The 15,148-nt window shown below is 68.7% G+C and carries 14 protein-coding genes; 8 read left to right on the top strand and 6 right to left on the bottom strand.

Translation table 11 applies throughout. The annotated features are described in order from the left end of the window. Window positions 1–74: 74 nt before the first annotated feature. From dxs to IB278_RS20150, 3 genes are read right to left on the bottom strand one after another with little or no spacing between them, the layout of a single operon-like run. Window positions 75–1,931, bottom strand: a complete 1,857-nt coding sequence (gene dxs / locus IB278_RS20160) for a 1-deoxy-D-xylulose-5-phosphate synthase (protein ID WP_192325177.1) — start codon at window positions 1,929–1,931, stop codon at window positions 75–77. 38 nt (window positions 1,932–1,969) lie between these two features. Beyond that, complete coding sequence (locus IB278_RS20155; RefSeq protein WP_145741718.1) at window positions 1,970–2,887, bottom strand: polyprenyl synthetase family protein; 918 nt, start codon at window positions 2,885–2,887, stop codon at window positions 1,970–1,972. After that, the gene (locus IB278_RS20150; protein WP_012746712.1) at window positions 2,884–3,150 is read right to left on the bottom strand and encodes an exodeoxyribonuclease VII small subunit; all 267 of its coding nucleotides are present in this window, start codon (window positions 3,148–3,150) and stop codon (window positions 2,884–2,886) included. The genes IB278_RS20155 and IB278_RS20150 overlap by 4 nt, the downstream gene beginning before the upstream one ends. A gap of 212 nt (window positions 3,151–3,362) precedes the next feature. On the opposite strand from IB278_RS20150, the gene IB278_RS20145 reads away from it, so the two are divergent. The 8 genes from IB278_RS20145 (at window position 3,363) to IB278_RS20110 (ending at window position 11,624) form a co-directional block, all read left to right on the top strand. Further along, window positions 3,363–4,505 carry an aromatic ring-hydroxylating oxygenase subunit alpha gene (locus tag IB278_RS20145; RefSeq protein ID WP_145741716.1) on the top strand — a complete coding sequence of 381 codons (1,143 nt, stop codon included), beginning with the start codon at window positions 3,363–3,365 and terminating at the stop codon, window positions 4,503–4,505. Between the two features lie 25 nt (window positions 4,506–4,530). Next, window positions 4,531–5,448 (top strand): DMT family transporter, encoded by a 918-nt coding sequence (locus IB278_RS20140; protein WP_192325176.1) that lies wholly within the window; start codon window positions 4,531–4,533, stop codon window positions 5,446–5,448. Window positions 5,449–5,486: 38 nt separating this feature from the next. Beyond that, the gene (locus IB278_RS20135; protein ID WP_192325040.1) at window positions 5,487–6,395 is read left to right on the top strand and encodes a sulfurtransferase; all 909 of its coding nucleotides are present in this window, start codon (window positions 5,487–5,489) and stop codon (window positions 6,393–6,395) included. Next, window positions 6,392–6,970 (top strand): DUF2796 domain-containing protein, encoded by a 579-nt coding sequence (locus IB278_RS20130; protein ID WP_145741711.1) that lies wholly within the window; start codon window positions 6,392–6,394, stop codon window positions 6,968–6,970. Before IB278_RS20135 ends, IB278_RS20130 begins: the two co-directional genes overlap by 4 nt. Before the next feature lie 4 nt (window positions 6,971–6,974). After that, the gene (locus IB278_RS20125; protein ID WP_192325038.1) at window positions 6,975–7,724 is read left to right on the top strand and encodes an ABC transporter ATP-binding protein; all 750 of its coding nucleotides are present in this window, start codon (window positions 6,975–6,977) and stop codon (window positions 7,722–7,724) included. A gap of 1 nt (window position 7,725) precedes the next feature. Continuing rightward, the gene (locus tag IB278_RS20120; protein WP_192325036.1) at window positions 7,726–8,988 is read left to right on the top strand and encodes an ABC transporter permease; all 1,263 of its coding nucleotides are present in this window, start codon (window positions 7,726–7,728) and stop codon (window positions 8,986–8,988) included. 3 nt (window positions 8,989–8,991) lie between these two features. Then, a complete protein-coding gene (locus IB278_RS20115; protein ID WP_192325034.1) occupies window positions 8,992–9,639 on the top strand; it encodes a DUF3299 domain-containing protein in 648 nt (215 codons plus the stop codon). Window positions 9,640–9,794: 155 nt separating this feature from the next. Continuing rightward, the gene (locus IB278_RS20110; RefSeq protein WP_192325032.1) at window positions 9,795–11,624 is read left to right on the top strand and encodes a DUF3300 domain-containing protein; all 1,830 of its coding nucleotides are present in this window, start codon (window positions 9,795–9,797) and stop codon (window positions 11,622–11,624) included. A 24-nt stretch (window positions 11,625–11,648) separates the two neighbouring features. Here the strand turns inward: IB278_RS20110 and IB278_RS20105 are convergent, their stop codons facing one another. The 3 genes from IB278_RS20105 to IB278_RS20095 form a co-directional block, all read right to left on the bottom strand. After that, entirely contained in the window at window positions 11,649–12,920 is a 1,272-nt protein-coding gene (locus IB278_RS20105) for a M20/M25/M40 family metallo-hydrolase (RefSeq protein ID WP_192325030.1), read from the bottom strand. A gap of 114 nt (window positions 12,921–13,034) precedes the next feature. Continuing rightward, window positions 13,035–14,237, bottom strand: a complete 1,203-nt coding sequence (locus IB278_RS20100) for an MFS transporter (protein WP_145741700.1) — start codon at window positions 14,235–14,237, stop codon at window positions 13,035–13,037. Window positions 14,238–14,401: 164 nt separating this feature from the next. Further along, on the bottom strand, window positions 14,402–15,130 hold the full coding sequence (locus IB278_RS20095; RefSeq protein ID WP_192325028.1) for a helix-turn-helix domain-containing protein: 729 nt from the start codon (window positions 15,128–15,130) through the stop codon (window positions 14,402–14,404). Between the last annotated feature and the right edge of the window lie 18 nt (window positions 15,131–15,148).

The following is a 15,148-nucleotide window of genomic DNA, read 5'->3' as shown; positions in this document are numbered from 1 at the left end:
GGCTTGTGGCCGCGTCGACGACTTTTGTGAGTCTTTGTTATTGTAAAAAACGCTTACACGCGCCCGGCCGGGGTTTACCCTGCGACGCCCCCGAAGCGCTGCGCGATCGAGGCTCCAATGCCGGCGGCGTCGAGACCGATGGAAGCGAGCAATTTGCCCGGGTCGCCATGTTCGATGAACCGATCCGGCAGGCCCAGCTGCAGCACGGGCTTTTGCACGTTGGCGGCCTGCAGCGCCTCGAGCACCGCACTGCCCGCGCCGCCCATGACGGCCCCCTCTTCAAGCGTGACGATGGCCTCGTGCGTGCCCGCCACCTGCAGCAGCAGTTCGACGTCGAGCGGCTTGGCCCAGCGCATGTTGACCACCGTGGCGTCGAGCGATTCGGCCGCCGCGAGCGCCGGATACAGCAGGGTGCCGAACGCGAGGATGGCGATGCGCCGGCCCTCGCGGCGCACCTCGCCCTTGCCGAAGGGCAGCGCGTCGAGCGCGAGGTGCGGCACCACACCGGCGCCGGCCCCGCGCGGATAGCGCACGGCCACCGGGTGGTTCTGCTCGTAGGCGCTCGACAGCAGTTGCCGGCACTCGCGCTCGTCGGCCGGGCAGGCAATGCTCATGTTGGGAATGCAGCGCAGGAACGGGATGTCGTAGGCGCCCGCGTGCGTGGCGCCGTCGGCGCCCACGAGGCCGGCGCGGTCGAGTGCGAACACCACCGGCAGGTTCTGGATCGCGACGTCGTGGATCAGCTGGTCATAGGCGCGCTGCAGGAAGGTCGAATAGATCGCCACCACCGGCTTCAGGCCCTCGCAGGCCAGGCCCGCCGCGAAGGTGACGGCATGCTGCTCGGCAATGCCGACGTCGTAGTAGCGGTCGGGAAAGCGCTGCTCGAACTCGACCAGCCCCGAGCCTTCGCGCATGGCCGGCGTGATACCCACCAGCCGGCCGTCGTGCGCCGCCATGTCGCACAGCCACTGGCCGAAGACCTGCGTGAAGGTCTGCTTGGCCACCGCCGTGGACTTGACCAGCCCCACCTGCGGATCGAACTTGCCGGGCCCGTGGTAGGCCACCGGGTCGGCCTCGGCCAGCTTGTAGCCCTGGCCCTTCTTGGTGACCACGTGCAGGAACTGCGGGCCGTCCAGGTGCTTGAGGTTCTCGAGCGTGGGCACCAGCGAATCGAGGTCGTGGCCGTCGATGGGGCCGACGTAGTTGAAGCCGAACTGCTCGAACAGCGTGGCCGGCACCACCATGCCCTTGGCATGCTGCTCGAAGCGCTTGGCCAGTTCGAACAGCGGCGGCGCGGCGCGCAGCACGCTCTTGCCGACGTTCTTGGCAGCGGCGTAGAAGTTGCCGCTCATGAGCTGCGCGAGGTAGCGGTTGAGCGCGCCCACGGGCGGGCTGATCGACATGTCGTTGTCGTTCAGGATCACCAGCAGCTTGCAGTCGCACACGCCGGCGTTGTTGAGCGCCTCGAAGGCCATGCCGGCCGTGAGCGCACCGTCGCCGATGATGGCCACGGAATGGCGGTCCTCGCCCTTCTGCTTGGCCGCCATCGCCATGCCGAGCGCGGCCGAGATGCTGGTCGAGGAGTGCGCCGTGCCGAAGGTGTCGTATTCGCTCTCGCTGCGCTGCGGAAAGCCCGAGATGCCGCCGATCTGCCGCAGCGTGGGCATGCGCTCGCGCCGGCCCGTGAGGATCTTGTGCGGATAGGTCTGGTGGCCCACGTCCCACACCAGGCGGTCGTGCGGCGTGTTGAACACATGGTGCAGCGCGACCGTGAGCTCGACGGTGCCGAGGTTCGAGCTCAGGTGGCCGCCGGTGCGCGAGACGTTGTCGAGCACGCAGGCGCGCACCTCGGCCGCCAGCTGCTTGAGCTGGGCGCGGTCGTAGTGGCGGATCGGCGATGGATCGTGAAGCGTGGGAAGCAGCGCAGCCATGGGAACGTCGTGGGTCTTCTTGTCCATCTGTGAGTTGTTCATCGGTCGCGGTCGACGACCATGTGGGCCAGCGCGCGCAAGGCCGAAGTGTCGGCCAGGCCGCTGCGGTCCAGCGCCGCGAGCGACTCGGCCAGCAGCTGCCTTGCCTGCGCACGCGCACCGTCCAGGCCCCACAGCGAAACATAGGTGGGCTTGTCGGCGGCCGCATCCTTGCCGGCCGTCTTGCCGAGGGTCTGCGAATCGGCCGTGACGTCGAGGATGTCGTCGACCACCTGGAACGCCAGGCCGATGGCGGCGCCATAGTCGCGCAGCGCGGCCAGCGCCGCGGGCGCCACGGCGCCGGCGCAGGCCGCGCCCATCTCGACGCTGCCCTGCAGCAGCGCGCCGGTCTTCAGGCGGTGCATTTCACGCAGCTGCGCTTCGTCCAGCGCCAGGCCCACGCTGGCCAGGTCGATGGCCTGCCCGCCCGCCATGCCCTGGCTGCCCGCGGCGCGCGCGAGCAGCCGGCACAGCGTGGCCTGGATCGATGCGGGAATCTCGTCGCCATCGGGCGTGAGCAGTTCGAAGGCCAGCGCCTGCAGCGCATCGCCGGCCAGCAGCGCGTCGGCTTCGCCGAACTTCACGTGCACCGTGGGCTTGCCGCGCCGCAGCACGTCGTTGTCCATGCTCGGCAGGTCGTCGTGCACCAGCGAGTAGGCGTGGATCAGTTCGGTTGCGCAGGCCGCGCGCAGTGCCGCAGCCGCATTGCCGCCGACCGCCTCGCTCGCGGCCAGCACCAGCAGCGGCCGCAGCCGCTTGCCGCCGTCGAGCACGGCATAGCGCATGGCATCGCCAAGCAGCACCGGCGCATCGACGCCGACCCAGCGCGACAGCGCCGCCTCGACGCGCGCCAGGTGCGGGTCGCTCCAGCTGGCCAGGCGCGCGGCGTCCCAGTCGGCCACGTTAACCGCGCTCATTCGGCGGTCCAGGGCTTGAGGCTGCCCGCATCGAGCACCTTGATCTGGTCTTCGACCGCCTGGAGCTTTTCGCGGCAGAAGGCAAGCAGCGCCGCGCCGCGCTGGTAGCTGCCGAGCAGCTGGTCGAGCGGCAATTGGCCCGACTCGAGTTCTGCAACCAATTGTTCCAACTCCTGGAGCCCGGCTTCGTAGCTGGCCGGCAGCGGCCCCGTATCGGGCGTGGCGGCCGGGCTGGACGTGGCGGAAGAAGGGACCTTGGGCATGCGAGGGAGCGAGTGTGAAACCGCGCATTTTAGGACGGGGAAGCAAACGGGCGCCGGCATGCGGCAAGCCATGGGCACTGCACTGCCCCCTTGGGTACAATCCGAGGTTCCCATGCCGGCCAACCCGGCACAACTCTTCGGGCCGTCGCCCTCCAGACGGCGCCTTCCGTCTTTTCTTTTTTCTCCCTGTGGGGAGCTTGGTCAGGTCCTCCATGTCTGATTTAAGTCTTCAACTGCAGCAGGCCACGAGCCAACTTCCAGTTTCCGCGTACTTCGACGAGTCGCTCTACGCGCGCGAAATGCAAACGCTGTTCGCGCAAGGTCCGCGCTATGTGGGCCACCGGCTGGCCGTGCCCGAGCCCGGCAACTTCCATACGCTGCCGCAGGAGCACCAGGGCCGCGCGCTGGTGCACACGCCAAAGGGCGTGGAGCTCATCTCCAACGTGTGCCGCCACCGCCAGGCGCTCATCCTGCAGGGCCGCGGCCAGCTCGACAGCCAGGCCGGCGGCAACATCGTGTGCCCGCTGCACCGCTGGACCTATGCGGCAAGCGACGCGCGCACCACCGGCACGCTGATCGGCGCACCGCACTTCCAGCAGGACCCCTGCCTCAACCTGCACAACTATCCGCTCACCGAGTGGAACGGCCTGCTGTTCGAGCGCGGCCCCGATGGCGCGGGGCGCGACGTGGCGGCCGACATGGCCGAACTCGGCCCGCGCGCCGACCTCGACTTCACGGGCTATGCGCTCGACCGCGTCGAACTGCACGAGTGCAACTACAACTGGAAGACCTTCATCGAGGTCTACCTGGAGGACTACCACGTCGGCCCGTTCCACCCGGGCCTGGGCAGCTTCGTCACCTGCGACGACCTGCGCTGGGAGTTCAACCGCAACTTCTCGGTGCAGACCGTGGGCGTGGCCAACCGGCTCGGCCGCGCGGGCAGCCCGATCTACCAGAAGTGGCAGGAGCAGCTGCTCAAGTACCGCGAAGGCAAGCCGCCCAAGTACGGCGCCATCTGGCTCACCTACTATCCGCACGTGATGATCGAGTGGTATCCGCATGTGCTCACCGTGTCGACGCTGCATCCGGTGAGCCCCACGAAGACGCTCAACATGGTGGAGTTCTTCTACCCCGAGGAAATCGTGGCCTTCGAGCGCGAATTCGTCGAGGCCCAGCAGGCCGCCTACATGGAGACCTGCGTGGAGGACGACGAGATCGCCGAGCGCATGGACGCCGGCCGGCGCGCGCTCATGCTGCGCGGCGACGACGAGAGCGGCCCCTACCAGAGCCCGATGGAAGACGGCATGCAGCAGTTCCACGAGTGGTACCGCAGCGCAATGCAGAACAACGCCTGAGCCGAACACAGTGCAAGCGCTCTGGATGGTGCTCGGCGCCTTTTTGTTCGCCACCATGAGCGTGGTCGTGAAGATCGCCTCGGCCTGGTTCAACAGCGGCGAGATGGTGCTCGGGCGCGGCCTGATCGGCATCGTGTTCCTGTGGTTTCTCGCGCGCAACCGCGGCGTCTCCATGGCCACCCGCTACCCCGGCATGCACGCCTGGCGCAGCACCATCGGCGTGGTGTCGCTGGGTGCGTGGTTCTACGCCATTGCCCACATGCCGCTGGCCACGGCCGTCACGCTCAACTACATGAGCAGCGTGTGGATCGCGGCCTTCCTGGTCGGCGGCGCGCTGCTGGCCTGGGTGCCGGTGCCGGGGCGCGACGGCCGCATCGAGCGCCCGCCGCTGCAGGGCACGCTCGCGCTGACCGTGCTCGCGGGCTTCGTCGGCGTGGTGCTGATGCTCAAGCCCACGGTCAGCGGCAGCGACGGCTTCGCGGGAATGCTGGGCCTGCTGTCGGGCCTCACGGCCGCCTTCGCCTACATGCAGGTGGTGGCGCTGTCGCGCATCGGCGAGCCGGAGCTGCGCACGGTGTTCTATTTCGCGGTGGGCTCCGCGGTGGCAGGCGCCTTTGCCACGGCGGCCACGGGGTTTTCGGGCGGAGGCTCCTGGACGTGGCAGCATGCGCTGTGGCTGCTGCCGATCGGCCTGCTGGCCGCCCTCGGGCAGCTGTGCATGACGCGCGCCTACGCCACGGCCAAGACGCAGGCCGGCACGCTCGTGGTGGCCAACCTGCAGTACTCCGGCATCATCTTTGCGGCGTTGTACAGCGTGGTGCTGTTCGACGACCGCATCGACGCCGCCGGCTGGACCGGCATGGCGCTCATCATCGTGAGCGGCATCGCGGCCACCGTGCTGCGCCAGCGCGCAGTGCCCAAGGCGCCGGCCGAAGAACACTGATCCGCATCGACCCTCATCGACAACGAAGGAACCCCGCCATGTACACCACCCTCCTCAGCGTCGAACAACTCCAGCAGTTGCAGTCCGGCGACGCGCCCCACATGGTGTTCGACTGCAGCTTCGATCTCATGAAGCCCGAAGCCGGCGCGCAGCAATATGCCGCCGCCCACATTCCGGGCGCGGTGTATGCGAACCTCGACACCGACTTGAGCGCCAAGCACGGCGTGCCGGGCGCCCAGGGCGAAGTGGTCATCGCGCAGGAAGACGGCGTGCCGGCCTCGGGCGGACGCCATCCGCTGCCCAGCCGCGAAAAATTCGCGGCCTGGCTGTCGAGCATCGGCTTTTCCAACGACATGCAGGCCGTGGTGTACGACCGCAACGGCGCCAACTACTGCGGCCGGCTCTGGTGGATGCTCAAGTGGATGGGCCACGACGCGGTGGCCGTGCTCGACGGCGGCCTGCAGGCCTGGCAGGCCGCGGGCGGCGAAGTCACGAACCGCGAAGAGCCCGCGCACTTCCAGTCGAACTTTGTGATGGGCGAGCCGCTGGTGGAACTGGTGACCACCGACGTCGTGGCGCGCCGGCTCGGCCAGCCTGACCAGAACCTGATCGACGCGCGTGCCGCTGCGCGTTATCGCGGAGAGGTGGAACCTCTGGACCCGATTGCGGGTCACATCCCCGGGGCTGTGAACCGGCCCTTCGCCGAGAACCTCGGCCCCGACGGCAAGTTCAAGCCGGCATCGCAACTGCGTGCCGAGTTCGAAGCGCTGCTCGCGGGACGCGACCCGGCGACGGTCGTCCACCATTGCGGCAGCGGCGTGAGCGCTGTGCCCAACCTGCTTGCGATGCAGATCGCGGGCCTTGGGACGACCGCGCTCTATGCCGGCAGCTGGAGCGAATGGAGCAACACGCCGGGGCTGCCGACCCGGCAAGGCGCAGAACCATGAGCAAGACCCGACTTCGACGCATTTCATCCGGCTTCGCTTTGGCCGCGGCACTGTTCGCAGCCCCCTTTCTTTCCGCCCAGGCGCAGCAGCAGCATGCGCACGTGCATGGGCAACTCAAGCTCGACGTGGCGGTCGACGGGCCCACGGTGGTGATCGACATGGAATCCCCGCTCGACAACATCGTCGGCTTCGAGCGCGCGCCCAAGACCGATGCCGAGAAGAAGACCGCCGAAGACGCCATCGCCCAGCTGCGCGCAGCCGACAAGCTCTTTGCCATCGACCCGGCCGCCAACTGCAAGCTCGGCCCGGTCGAGCTGCGCTCCAGCGCACTGGGCCTGGGCAACCCCGACCCGGGCGAGCCCGCGGGCCACGCCGACCTCGACGCCACCATTTCGTTCAACTGCACCCATGCGGCCGCAGCAAAGTTCATCGACGTGAATCTTTTCTCCGCCTTCAAGGGCACGCGCCAGATCGATGTGCAGATTGCGACTGCCCAAGGCCAGTCCAAGCGCCAGCTCAAGCGCCCGGCCGGTGCGCAAGCTACCCAGCCCGTTCGCCTGAACCTGGGCAAGTGACGCCGTGAGCACCGTCCCCCCGGGCGAGGCCGCGCCGCCGCTGCGCGTGGTGCTCGCCGCCGAAGGGCTGCGCTTCTCGTGGCCCGGCACGCCAAGGCCGTGCATCGACATCGAGGCCTTGCGCATCACCGCGGGCGAGGCGGTCTTCCTGCACGGGCCGAGCGGCTGCGGCAAGAGCACGCTGCTGTCGCTGCTGGCCGGCGTGCTGGTGGCGGACGAAGGCCGCGTCATGCTGCTGGGGCACGACTGGTCGCAGCTCTCGGGCGCCGCGCGCGACCGCTGCCGCGTCGCGCATGTCGGCTACATCTTCCAGCAGTTCAACCTGCTGCCGTATTTGAGCGTGCTCGACAACGTGCTGCTGCCCTGCCGCTTCTCACAGCGGCGCGAATCCCAGGCCGCGCGCGGCGGCAGCGCGCGCGAAGAGGCCGAACACCTGCTCGAGCAGATGGGCCTCGACCACAACCTCTGGAAGCGGCAGGCAATGCAGCTCTCGGTGGGCCAGCAGCAGCGCGTGGCCGCGGCGCGCGCGCTCATTGGCCAGCCCGAGGTGGTGATTGCCGACGAACCCACCTCCGCGCTCGACGAAGACCGGCGCGAAGCCTTCCTCGACGTGCTGCTGACGGCCTGCGCAGTCAACAACAGCGCACTCGTCTTCGTGAGCCACGACCAGCGCATTGCGCAGCGCTTTGCGCGGCATGTGCTGCTGCCCGAGATCAACCGCGCGGCGCCTGCCGCCATGGCGGCGGACGCGTGAGATGAAGGCGCTCTTTTCCATTGCCTGGCGCAGTGCCTGGAACCGGCGTTTCACGCTGGCGCTCACGGTGTTCTCGATCGCGCTGTCGACCTTCCTCCTGCTCGGCGTCGAGCGCATCCGCACCGAGCTGCGCGAGAACTTCGCCTCGTCCGTCTCGGGCACCGACCTGATCGTGGGCGCGCGCACCGGCGCCACGCAGTTGCTGCTGTACTCGGTGTTCCGCATCGGCGCGGCCACCAACAACATTTCATGGAAGAGCGTGCAGGCGCTGGCCGCGCACCCCGGCGTCGACTGGGTGGTGCCGCTTTCGCTGGGCGATTCGCACCGCGGCTTCGCGGTGCTCGCCACCTCGCCCGAATACTTCACGCGCTTTCGCTACGGCAACCGCCAGCCGCTCGCGCTGCGCGAGGGCAAGCCCTTCAGCGCGCTGTTCGATGCGGTGGTGGGCGCCGAAGTGGCCGACAAGCTCGGCTACCACGTCGGTCAGAGGATCACGCTCGCGCACGGCAGCGGCGAACTCAACGCGTCCGAGCATGCCGACAAGCCCTTCACCGTGGTGGGCGTGCTCGCGCGCACCGGCACGCCGGTCGACCGCACGGTGCACATCGGCCTCGAGGCGATGGAAGCGATCCATCTCGAGTGGGTGGGCGGCGCGCCGATGCCGGGCGTGAAGATCCCGGCCGAGCAGGTGCGCAAGTTCGATCTCACGCCCAAGAACGTGACGGCCGCGCTCGTGGGCCTGAAGAACCGTTCCGCCGTGTTCGGCGTGCAGCGCTGGATTTCCACCTACACCGGCGAGCCGCTGATGGCCATCCTGCCGGGCGTGGCGCTCGACGAGCTGTGGAGCGTGATCGGCATCGGCGAGAACGCCCTGCTGCTGATGTCGGCACTGGTCGCGCTCGTGAGCCTTGCGGGCCTGGTCTCGGTGGTGATGGCCGGGCTCAACGAAAGGCGGCGCGAGCTGGCCGTGCTGCGCGCCGTGGGCGCCGGCCTGCGCCATGTGCTGGCGCTGCTTGCGCTCGAAGGCGCCATGGTCACAGTGCTGGGCGTGGCCTTCGGCGTGCTGATGGCGGTGCTCGGCATCGCCCTGCTCGCGCCATGGCTGCAGGCGCAGTTCGGGCTGACATTGACCCTTTCGCCACCTACACTGAACGAATGGCTGCTGATGGCGAGCCTGCTGGTCGCGGGTTGGCTGGCGAGCCTCTTGCCCGGCATCCGGGCCTACCGACTCTCTCTTGCCGACGGCCTCTCACCGAGGATTTGAACCATGCGCATCGCAAAGAAGAACCCCACGATCAAGGCTTTCACGCGGCTTTCGATGCTGCTGGCCGGCGCCGGCCTGGCCGCCGCCACATGGGCCGCCGAGCCGGCGCCCAAGGACACGACCGCATCGAACCCGCTCGGCGGAAAGGCCGCACCTGCCGCACCTGCCGCAGCGGCCAAGGCCGCGCCGGGCCAGCCGCGCCAGATCACCTGGGAAGAACTCGTGCCCAAGGACTGGGACCCGGCCAAGGAATTCAAGGGCATGGACCTGAGCGCGCTCAACGACGGCGACCCGCGCGCCAACGAGCTGCTCATGAAAATGCAGGAAGTGTCGAACAACGCGCCGACCAACCCGGCCATGAACGGCGCGGACATCAAGATCCCGGGTTTCATCGTGCCGCTCGAGGAAGCCAAGGGCGAAGTCACCGAGTTCCTGCTCGTGCCTTACTTCGGCGCCTGCATCCATACGCCGCCGCCGCCGGCCAACCAGATCCTGCATGTGGTCACGCCCAAGGGCGCCAAGTTCCGCGCCATGGACACCGTGTGGGTCACCGGCAAGCTGCAGACCCTGCGCAATGATTCGATGATGGGCGTGAGCGGCTACCACGTGAACGCAACGAGCGTCAGCAAATACACGGGCGGGGCCAAGTAGGGTTTCTGGCGACTTGTGGTTCTGCGCCGACAGCACAGGCGGCGCAACACCGACACAGACCGTTGCATCGACGATGCACGCTGGCGTCGTCGCTACAGGTAGCGCGCCGTTGAAGAGTTTCGAAGGCGTGACTTCTGCGCCCACAGGAACTCCAGATGACAACATCACTGCGCCGCACACCGCTCGCGCGGCTCCTGACGATCTCGCTGTGCACCGGCGCGCTCGCCATCGCTGGCTGCAACAGGACCGACACGCCTTCGGTGCCGGCACCCGCGCCCTCGCCTCCAGCGGCTGCGGCGTCCACACCAGCGCCGGCTGCCCCCGCACCCGCGGCCTACACGCCGCCCCCGGCCGAGCAGCTCTACCAGCTGGTCGCACCCGTCGCGCTGTACCCCGACAAGCTGGTGGCGCAAGTGCTGGCCGGCGCCACCTATCCCGAGCAGATCACTGCGGCGCACGGCTGGCTCGTGCAGAACGCGGCCTTGAAGGGCGGCGCGCTCGCCGACGCGGCCAACCAGCAGCCCTGGGACCCGAGCGTCAAGGCGCTCACCGCATTCCGCCCGGTGCTGGACCAGATGGCCGGCAACATCGCGTGGACCGAAGCGCTGGGGCAGGCCTACTACAACGATCCGGCCGACGTGATGAACGCGATCCAGGTCATGCGCCAGCGCGCATCGGCGGCGGGCCGGCTCAAGAACAACGACAAGCTGCGCGTGGCCAGCGCCGCCACACCGCGCAACTACGCACCGGCGCCTGACATGCAGCCCGTCTACGCGGGCCCCGCCGTGGTCGAGCCGCCGCCGCAGTTCATCACCATCGAGCCCGCACAGCCCGACGTGGTCTACGTACCGAGCTACGACCCGCAGCGCATCTACGGCGAACCCGTGCCCGTGTACCCCGGCTATGCGTACACCCCGCCCGTCGAGGTTGCGCCTGGCTACAGCCGCGGCCAGGTGGCGGCGGCAGGCGCGTTCACCTTCGGGCTCGGCGTGGTCGTGGGCGCCGCGCTCCAGCGGCACGACTGGGGCTGGCGCTCCTGGGATGTGAACTGGGGTGCGCCGCGCTACCGTGACCGCGATAGCGATCGCGACCGCGCGGTGCCGCCGGCCTATGCGCGGCCTGCCGTGATCTACAACAACAGCACCTACATCTCGCGTTCGACGACCGTGGTCAACAACGTGCGCAATGTCTACAACAACGCACCGCGCAGCCTGCCGCCAGGCGCTCCCGCGCCCAATTTCGCGGCCGCGCCGAGCCTGCCCCCGCCACAGAACGCCCAGTTCGCGCAGCAACAGCAACAACAACGGGAGCAGCAGGCACGGCAGCAGCAAGTCTTCATGCGCCAGCAGCAGGAACAGCAGCAAGCCGCGCAACAAGCCCAGCAGTTGCAGGCCCGCCAGCGCCAGCAGGAACAGCAAGAACGGCAGGCGCAACGACAGGCACGGCAGCAGGCACACAACGCGCCCACGCAGGCGCCGCAGGCCTTGCTTCAACAACAGCAGCAGGACCAGGCACGGCGGCAGCAGGCGGCCCAGCAGCAACAGGCGCGCGCCGCCAGCCAGCAGGCTCAACAACAGCAGCAGGCCATGCAGGAGCGCCAGCAGCAAAGGCAGTCGGCACAGCAGGAGCAATCGCGGCGCCAGCAGGCACAGCAGCAGCAAGCCCAGCAACAAGCCCGCGTGCTCCAGCAGCAGCAGGCGCAGCAGCAACAGATGCAGCGGCAGCAGGCGCAGCAACATGCCCGCCAGCAGCAGCAAGAGCAGATGCACCGGCAGCAGGAACAGCAGGCGCAAGCCGCGCGCCAGCAACAACAACAGGCGATGCAGCAGCAGCGCCAACAGCAACAGGCCCAGCTCCACCAACAACAGCAGCAGCAACAGGCGGCCCAGCGCCAACAGCAGGCCCAGCAGCATGCGGCCGCAGCCGCAGCCGCCCATCGCCGGCCACCCGGCCGCCCCGGCGAACCTCCCAAGGATCAACCCTGAGAAGCAGCGCCGCGGCGCGCGCTGCTATTGCTTGCCGATTTCGGTCAGCAGCCGGGTGACGAGATAAAGGCGCGGCACGATCGAGTCGACCTCGATGTATTCGTCGCGCGCGTGATAGCCGAAGCCCGCCAGGCCGAAGCTCTCGACCACGGTGGCCTTGCCGGAGCGGCCTGCATAGCCGGCATCGGTGCCGCCGCCGGTCATTGGCGTGAGCGCGAGCTCGCGATCGATCTCCTTGTAGATGGCCTGCGCCTTCTCGCCCAGCGCGCGGCCCTTCTCGCCCGCCACGAAAGCCGGACGGCCCACTTCCACCTTGAGCGTGGTCTCGGTGTCGGGCACCAGCTTGCCGCTCGCGATCTTCGCCTGCAGCGCGGCTTCGAGCTTCTTCTCGGCGCCAGGCTGCGTGATGCGGATGTCGCCGAGCGCCTGCGCCTTTTCGGTGATCTGGTTGATCGGCCCGGTGGCGCGAGCCACGGTCCAGTTGAGTGCGACGCCGGGAATGTCCTTTGCCACGTCGCGGGTCTGCAGCAGCTGGTACGACAGCTCGTACAGGGCGTTGCGGCCCAGCTCGGGTGCAGCACCTGCATGCGATGCGCGGCCCTTCACATCGAGCGTGGCCTGCGCGATGCCGGCCGCGCCCAGCAGCAGCGATTCGCCCTTGGCCACCGACTTGGCCGCGGTGGGCTCGAAGGACAGCACCGTGTCGTGCTGATCGGCCATGGTTGCGATGAGTTCGCCGGAGCCGACCGAGCCCACCTCTTCGTCGGGGTTCATGAGCACCGTGAGCGTGTCGTAGTCGCGCCAGCCCGCGTCGGCCAGGATCTTCAGCGAAGCCATCATCACCGCGAGTCCGCCCTTGTCGTCCGCGATGCCCGGTCCGTAGATGCGCTTGCCGTCGACCTTGTAGGGCTGGCTGTTCAGGATGCCGGCGGCGTACACCGTGTCCATGTGGCCCTGCAGCATGATCTTGCGCTTGCCGGTTCCCTTGAGGGTGCCGATGACGATGTCGGCGCCCGCACCGGATGTGGCCTTGCGCCGCTCGGTCTTGAAGCCGGCGGCCTTCAGGCGCGCTTCCACCACGTCGGCCATCTTGAGCAGGCCGTCGACGTTGAGGCTGCCCGACTCGATCAGCACCATTTCCTTGAGGTTGTCGATCACCGCGGGCTGCGCCTTTTCAGCGGCGGCGAGCAGCTTGGCATCGGGCGCGGCATGCGCGGCGGCGGCGGCACCGAACACGAGGCCGCAGGCCAGTGCAATGGAGCGCAGGGCGAAGAAAGGCGAGGAGCGCATGGTCATGAAGGTTCTCTTTGTTGGAGTGGATGGCGGGCGCCAGCATAGCGAGCCGAAGCGCGGCGCGCTGCAAATCGGCGACAGTGCCATGGCGGCCCCATGCGGTAGCGCTTCGCGCCGCTAGCCGCTGCTGCGGCCGAGCCGCAAGGAAGGCAGCAGGCACAGCGCGGCACAGGTCGCGCCGGCACCCACGAGGAAAGCTGCCGTGATCCCGAGCCACTGCGTCGCAATGCCGACCGCGGGTCCGGTCACCCCCATTGCGATGTCCGCAAACGCAATGAAGTTGCCCACCGCGCGGCCGCGCTGCTGCGGCGGCACCGACCGGGTCGCCAGCACGCCCATCGCCGGGAACACGAGCGAAAAGCCGAGCCCCGTCAGCGTGGCTCCGCACACGGCCATCGCGGGCGTGGCGGCGCACCAGACGAGCACCTGCCCCACGGCCTCGAAAATCAACGAACCCACGGCCACGCGCGTCGCGCCGAAGCGGTCCGGCAGGCCCGAACCGGCCAGCCGCACGAAGACATAGGCGACACCGAAGCCGAGCAGCGCCGTGCCGGCATGCGGCCAGCCGTGGGCGGCGTAGTCGAGCGTCAGGAAGGCCGCCATCGCGGCATAGGGCACGGTCGCCAGCGCGAGCACGAGACCTGGCCGCCAGATCAGTCCGAGCACCCGATGAAAGGGCACGCGCTGCCCGCCTGCCGCGGCCACCGCCGGAAGGCGCGCCGCGATGGCCCAGGCCAGCATCGGTGCCAGCAGCGCGGCCACGCCCACACCGGTGAAGCCATGCGACGCCTGCACGGCCAGCCCGAGCGGCGCGCCGAGCCCGAGCGCGGCGTAGATGGCAATGCCCGTCCATGACATCACCTGTCCGGTGCGGGCGGCGCCCACGCGTGCAATGCCCCAGCTCATCAAGCCGGTGAGAAACAGGCTTTCGCCAATGCCCGCCAACAGCCGGCCCAGCAGCAGGACGGCAAGCTTCGCAGCGGGATCGATGGGCAGGGCGTTCGACAAGCCATAGGCCAGGCCCGAACAGGCGGCCAGCGGAAGGCCGAGAAGCACAGCGGCCCGCGGGCCGCGCTGGTCGCAGAGCGTGCCGGCCTGGTGGCGGGTCAGCAAGGTGGCGAGCGACTGAAGGCCGATGGCCCAGCCGACGGTGGCCGTGCCGAATCCCAGGTGGTCGCGCACCTGGAGCGCGAGCGCGGCCAGCGGAACGCTGATTGCAAGGAATCCGAGGAAGACCGCCAGCACCACCGGGGCGAGCCCCGTGAAAGCAGAACGGGTCTCGAGGGGGCGAACGGAAGCGGATGAGAAAAGTGATGTCATGCCAAGGCGCGTCTTTATGAATCGAGATATTCCCCGCTGGGATCCTCTCGACAAAGGACGCGTTGGATGACGGTAACGCTTACGGCAGCGCCGCGTGGGCGACTGCGGCCGCGACTATAGCGTTGGCACCGCGCCGCAGTCAACACCTTGCAAGAGCCGTCCTTTCAATCCTTCCGGCCGCGGCGGGTCTTCCTTGCCGCGGCCTTGCGCTTCGGCTCCGGCTCCGGCTCCGGCCCCGGCTCAGGCGCCTCGCGCGCCGACCTCATGTGCCCGCTCTCCGCGGTGGTCATGCCCACGATCTTGGCGAGCTGCCGGCTCACGCTCACATAGGCGTGGCCGATGCGGCTGTCGAAGTACAGCGAGTCGCCGCGCGCCAGGCGCACCACCTCGCCGTTGTCGAAGTGCACCTCGATCTCGCCTGACAGCACGTAGGCGAATTCCTCGCCGGAGTGCCGCACGAAGTCTTCCGGGCCGTGGATGCGGCGCGCATGCACGGTGCCCACGATGGGGCTCATCTGCTTGCCGGCCGCCGTGGTGCCGAGGAATTCATACGCGATCGACAGGCCCCGGTACACCACGCCCTTGCCGGCGCGCGTGACGACCGGCCCGTCGAGCTGCGCGGGCTTGACGCCGGCGCCCGCGAACATGGCGTTCATGTCCATCTCCAGCGCACGGCCGAGCGCGGTGAAGTTCTCGTAGCCCAGCGCGAGCTGGCCGCGCTCGGCGCGCGAGATGGTGGTGATCGACACGCCCGAGCGCTCGGCCAGCTGCGCCAGCGTCCAGCCGAAGCGCTTGCGCGCGGCGCGCAGGCGATGGCCGAAGGTGGTGCGGTCCAGCGTGGGCGCCTCGTCCTTCGGCCTTGTCCCCGGCTTGGTCCCTGTGTGTGGATTCACGCTTGGCTTTCTCTTGTG

Source organism: Variovorax sp. VRV01 (assembly GCF_014852545.1).
GTDB classification, from domain to species: domain Bacteria; phylum Pseudomonadota; class Gammaproteobacteria; order Burkholderiales; family Burkholderiaceae_C; genus Variovorax; species Variovorax beijingensis_A.
This window is presented reverse-complemented; position numbering and strand designations above follow the sequence as displayed.

Excerpts from the sequence above, each read along its gene's own strand:
- dxs (WP_192325177.1), bottom strand. The coding sequence starts at position 1,931 with ATGGCTGCGCTGCTTCCCACGCTTCACGATCCATCGCCGATCCGCCAC.
- IB278_RS20155 (WP_145741718.1), bottom strand. The coding sequence starts at position 2,887 with ATGAGCGCGGTTAACGTGGCCGACTGGGACGCCGCGCGCCTGGCCAGC.
- IB278_RS20150 (WP_012746712.1), bottom strand. The coding sequence starts at position 3,150 with ATGCCCAAGGTCCCTTCTTCCGCCACGTCCAGCCCGGCCGCCACGCCC.
- IB278_RS20145 (WP_145741716.1), top strand. The coding sequence starts at position 3,363 with ATGTCTGATTTAAGTCTTCAACTGCAGCAGGCCACGAGCCAACTTCCA.
- IB278_RS20140 (WP_192325176.1), top strand. The coding sequence starts at position 4,531 with ATGGTGCTCGGCGCCTTTTTGTTCGCCACCATGAGCGTGGTCGTGAAG.
- IB278_RS20135 (WP_192325040.1), top strand. The coding sequence starts at position 5,487 with ATGTACACCACCCTCCTCAGCGTCGAACAACTCCAGCAGTTGCAGTCC.
- IB278_RS20130 (WP_145741711.1), top strand. The coding sequence starts at position 6,392 with ATGAGCAAGACCCGACTTCGACGCATTTCATCCGGCTTCGCTTTGGCC.
- IB278_RS20120 (WP_192325036.1), top strand. The coding sequence starts at position 7,726 with ATGAAGGCGCTCTTTTCCATTGCCTGGCGCAGTGCCTGGAACCGGCGT.
- IB278_RS20115 (WP_192325034.1), top strand. The coding sequence starts at position 8,992 with ATGCGCATCGCAAAGAAGAACCCCACGATCAAGGCTTTCACGCGGCTT.
- IB278_RS20110 (WP_192325032.1), top strand. The coding sequence starts at position 9,795 with ATGACAACATCACTGCGCCGCACACCGCTCGCGCGGCTCCTGACGATC.
- IB278_RS20105 (WP_192325030.1), bottom strand. The coding sequence starts at position 12,920 with ATGACCATGCGCTCCTCGCCTTTCTTCGCCCTGCGCTCCATTGCACTG.
- IB278_RS20100 (WP_145741700.1), bottom strand. The coding sequence starts at position 14,237 with ATGACATCACTTTTCTCATCCGCTTCCGTTCGCCCCCTCGAGACCCGT.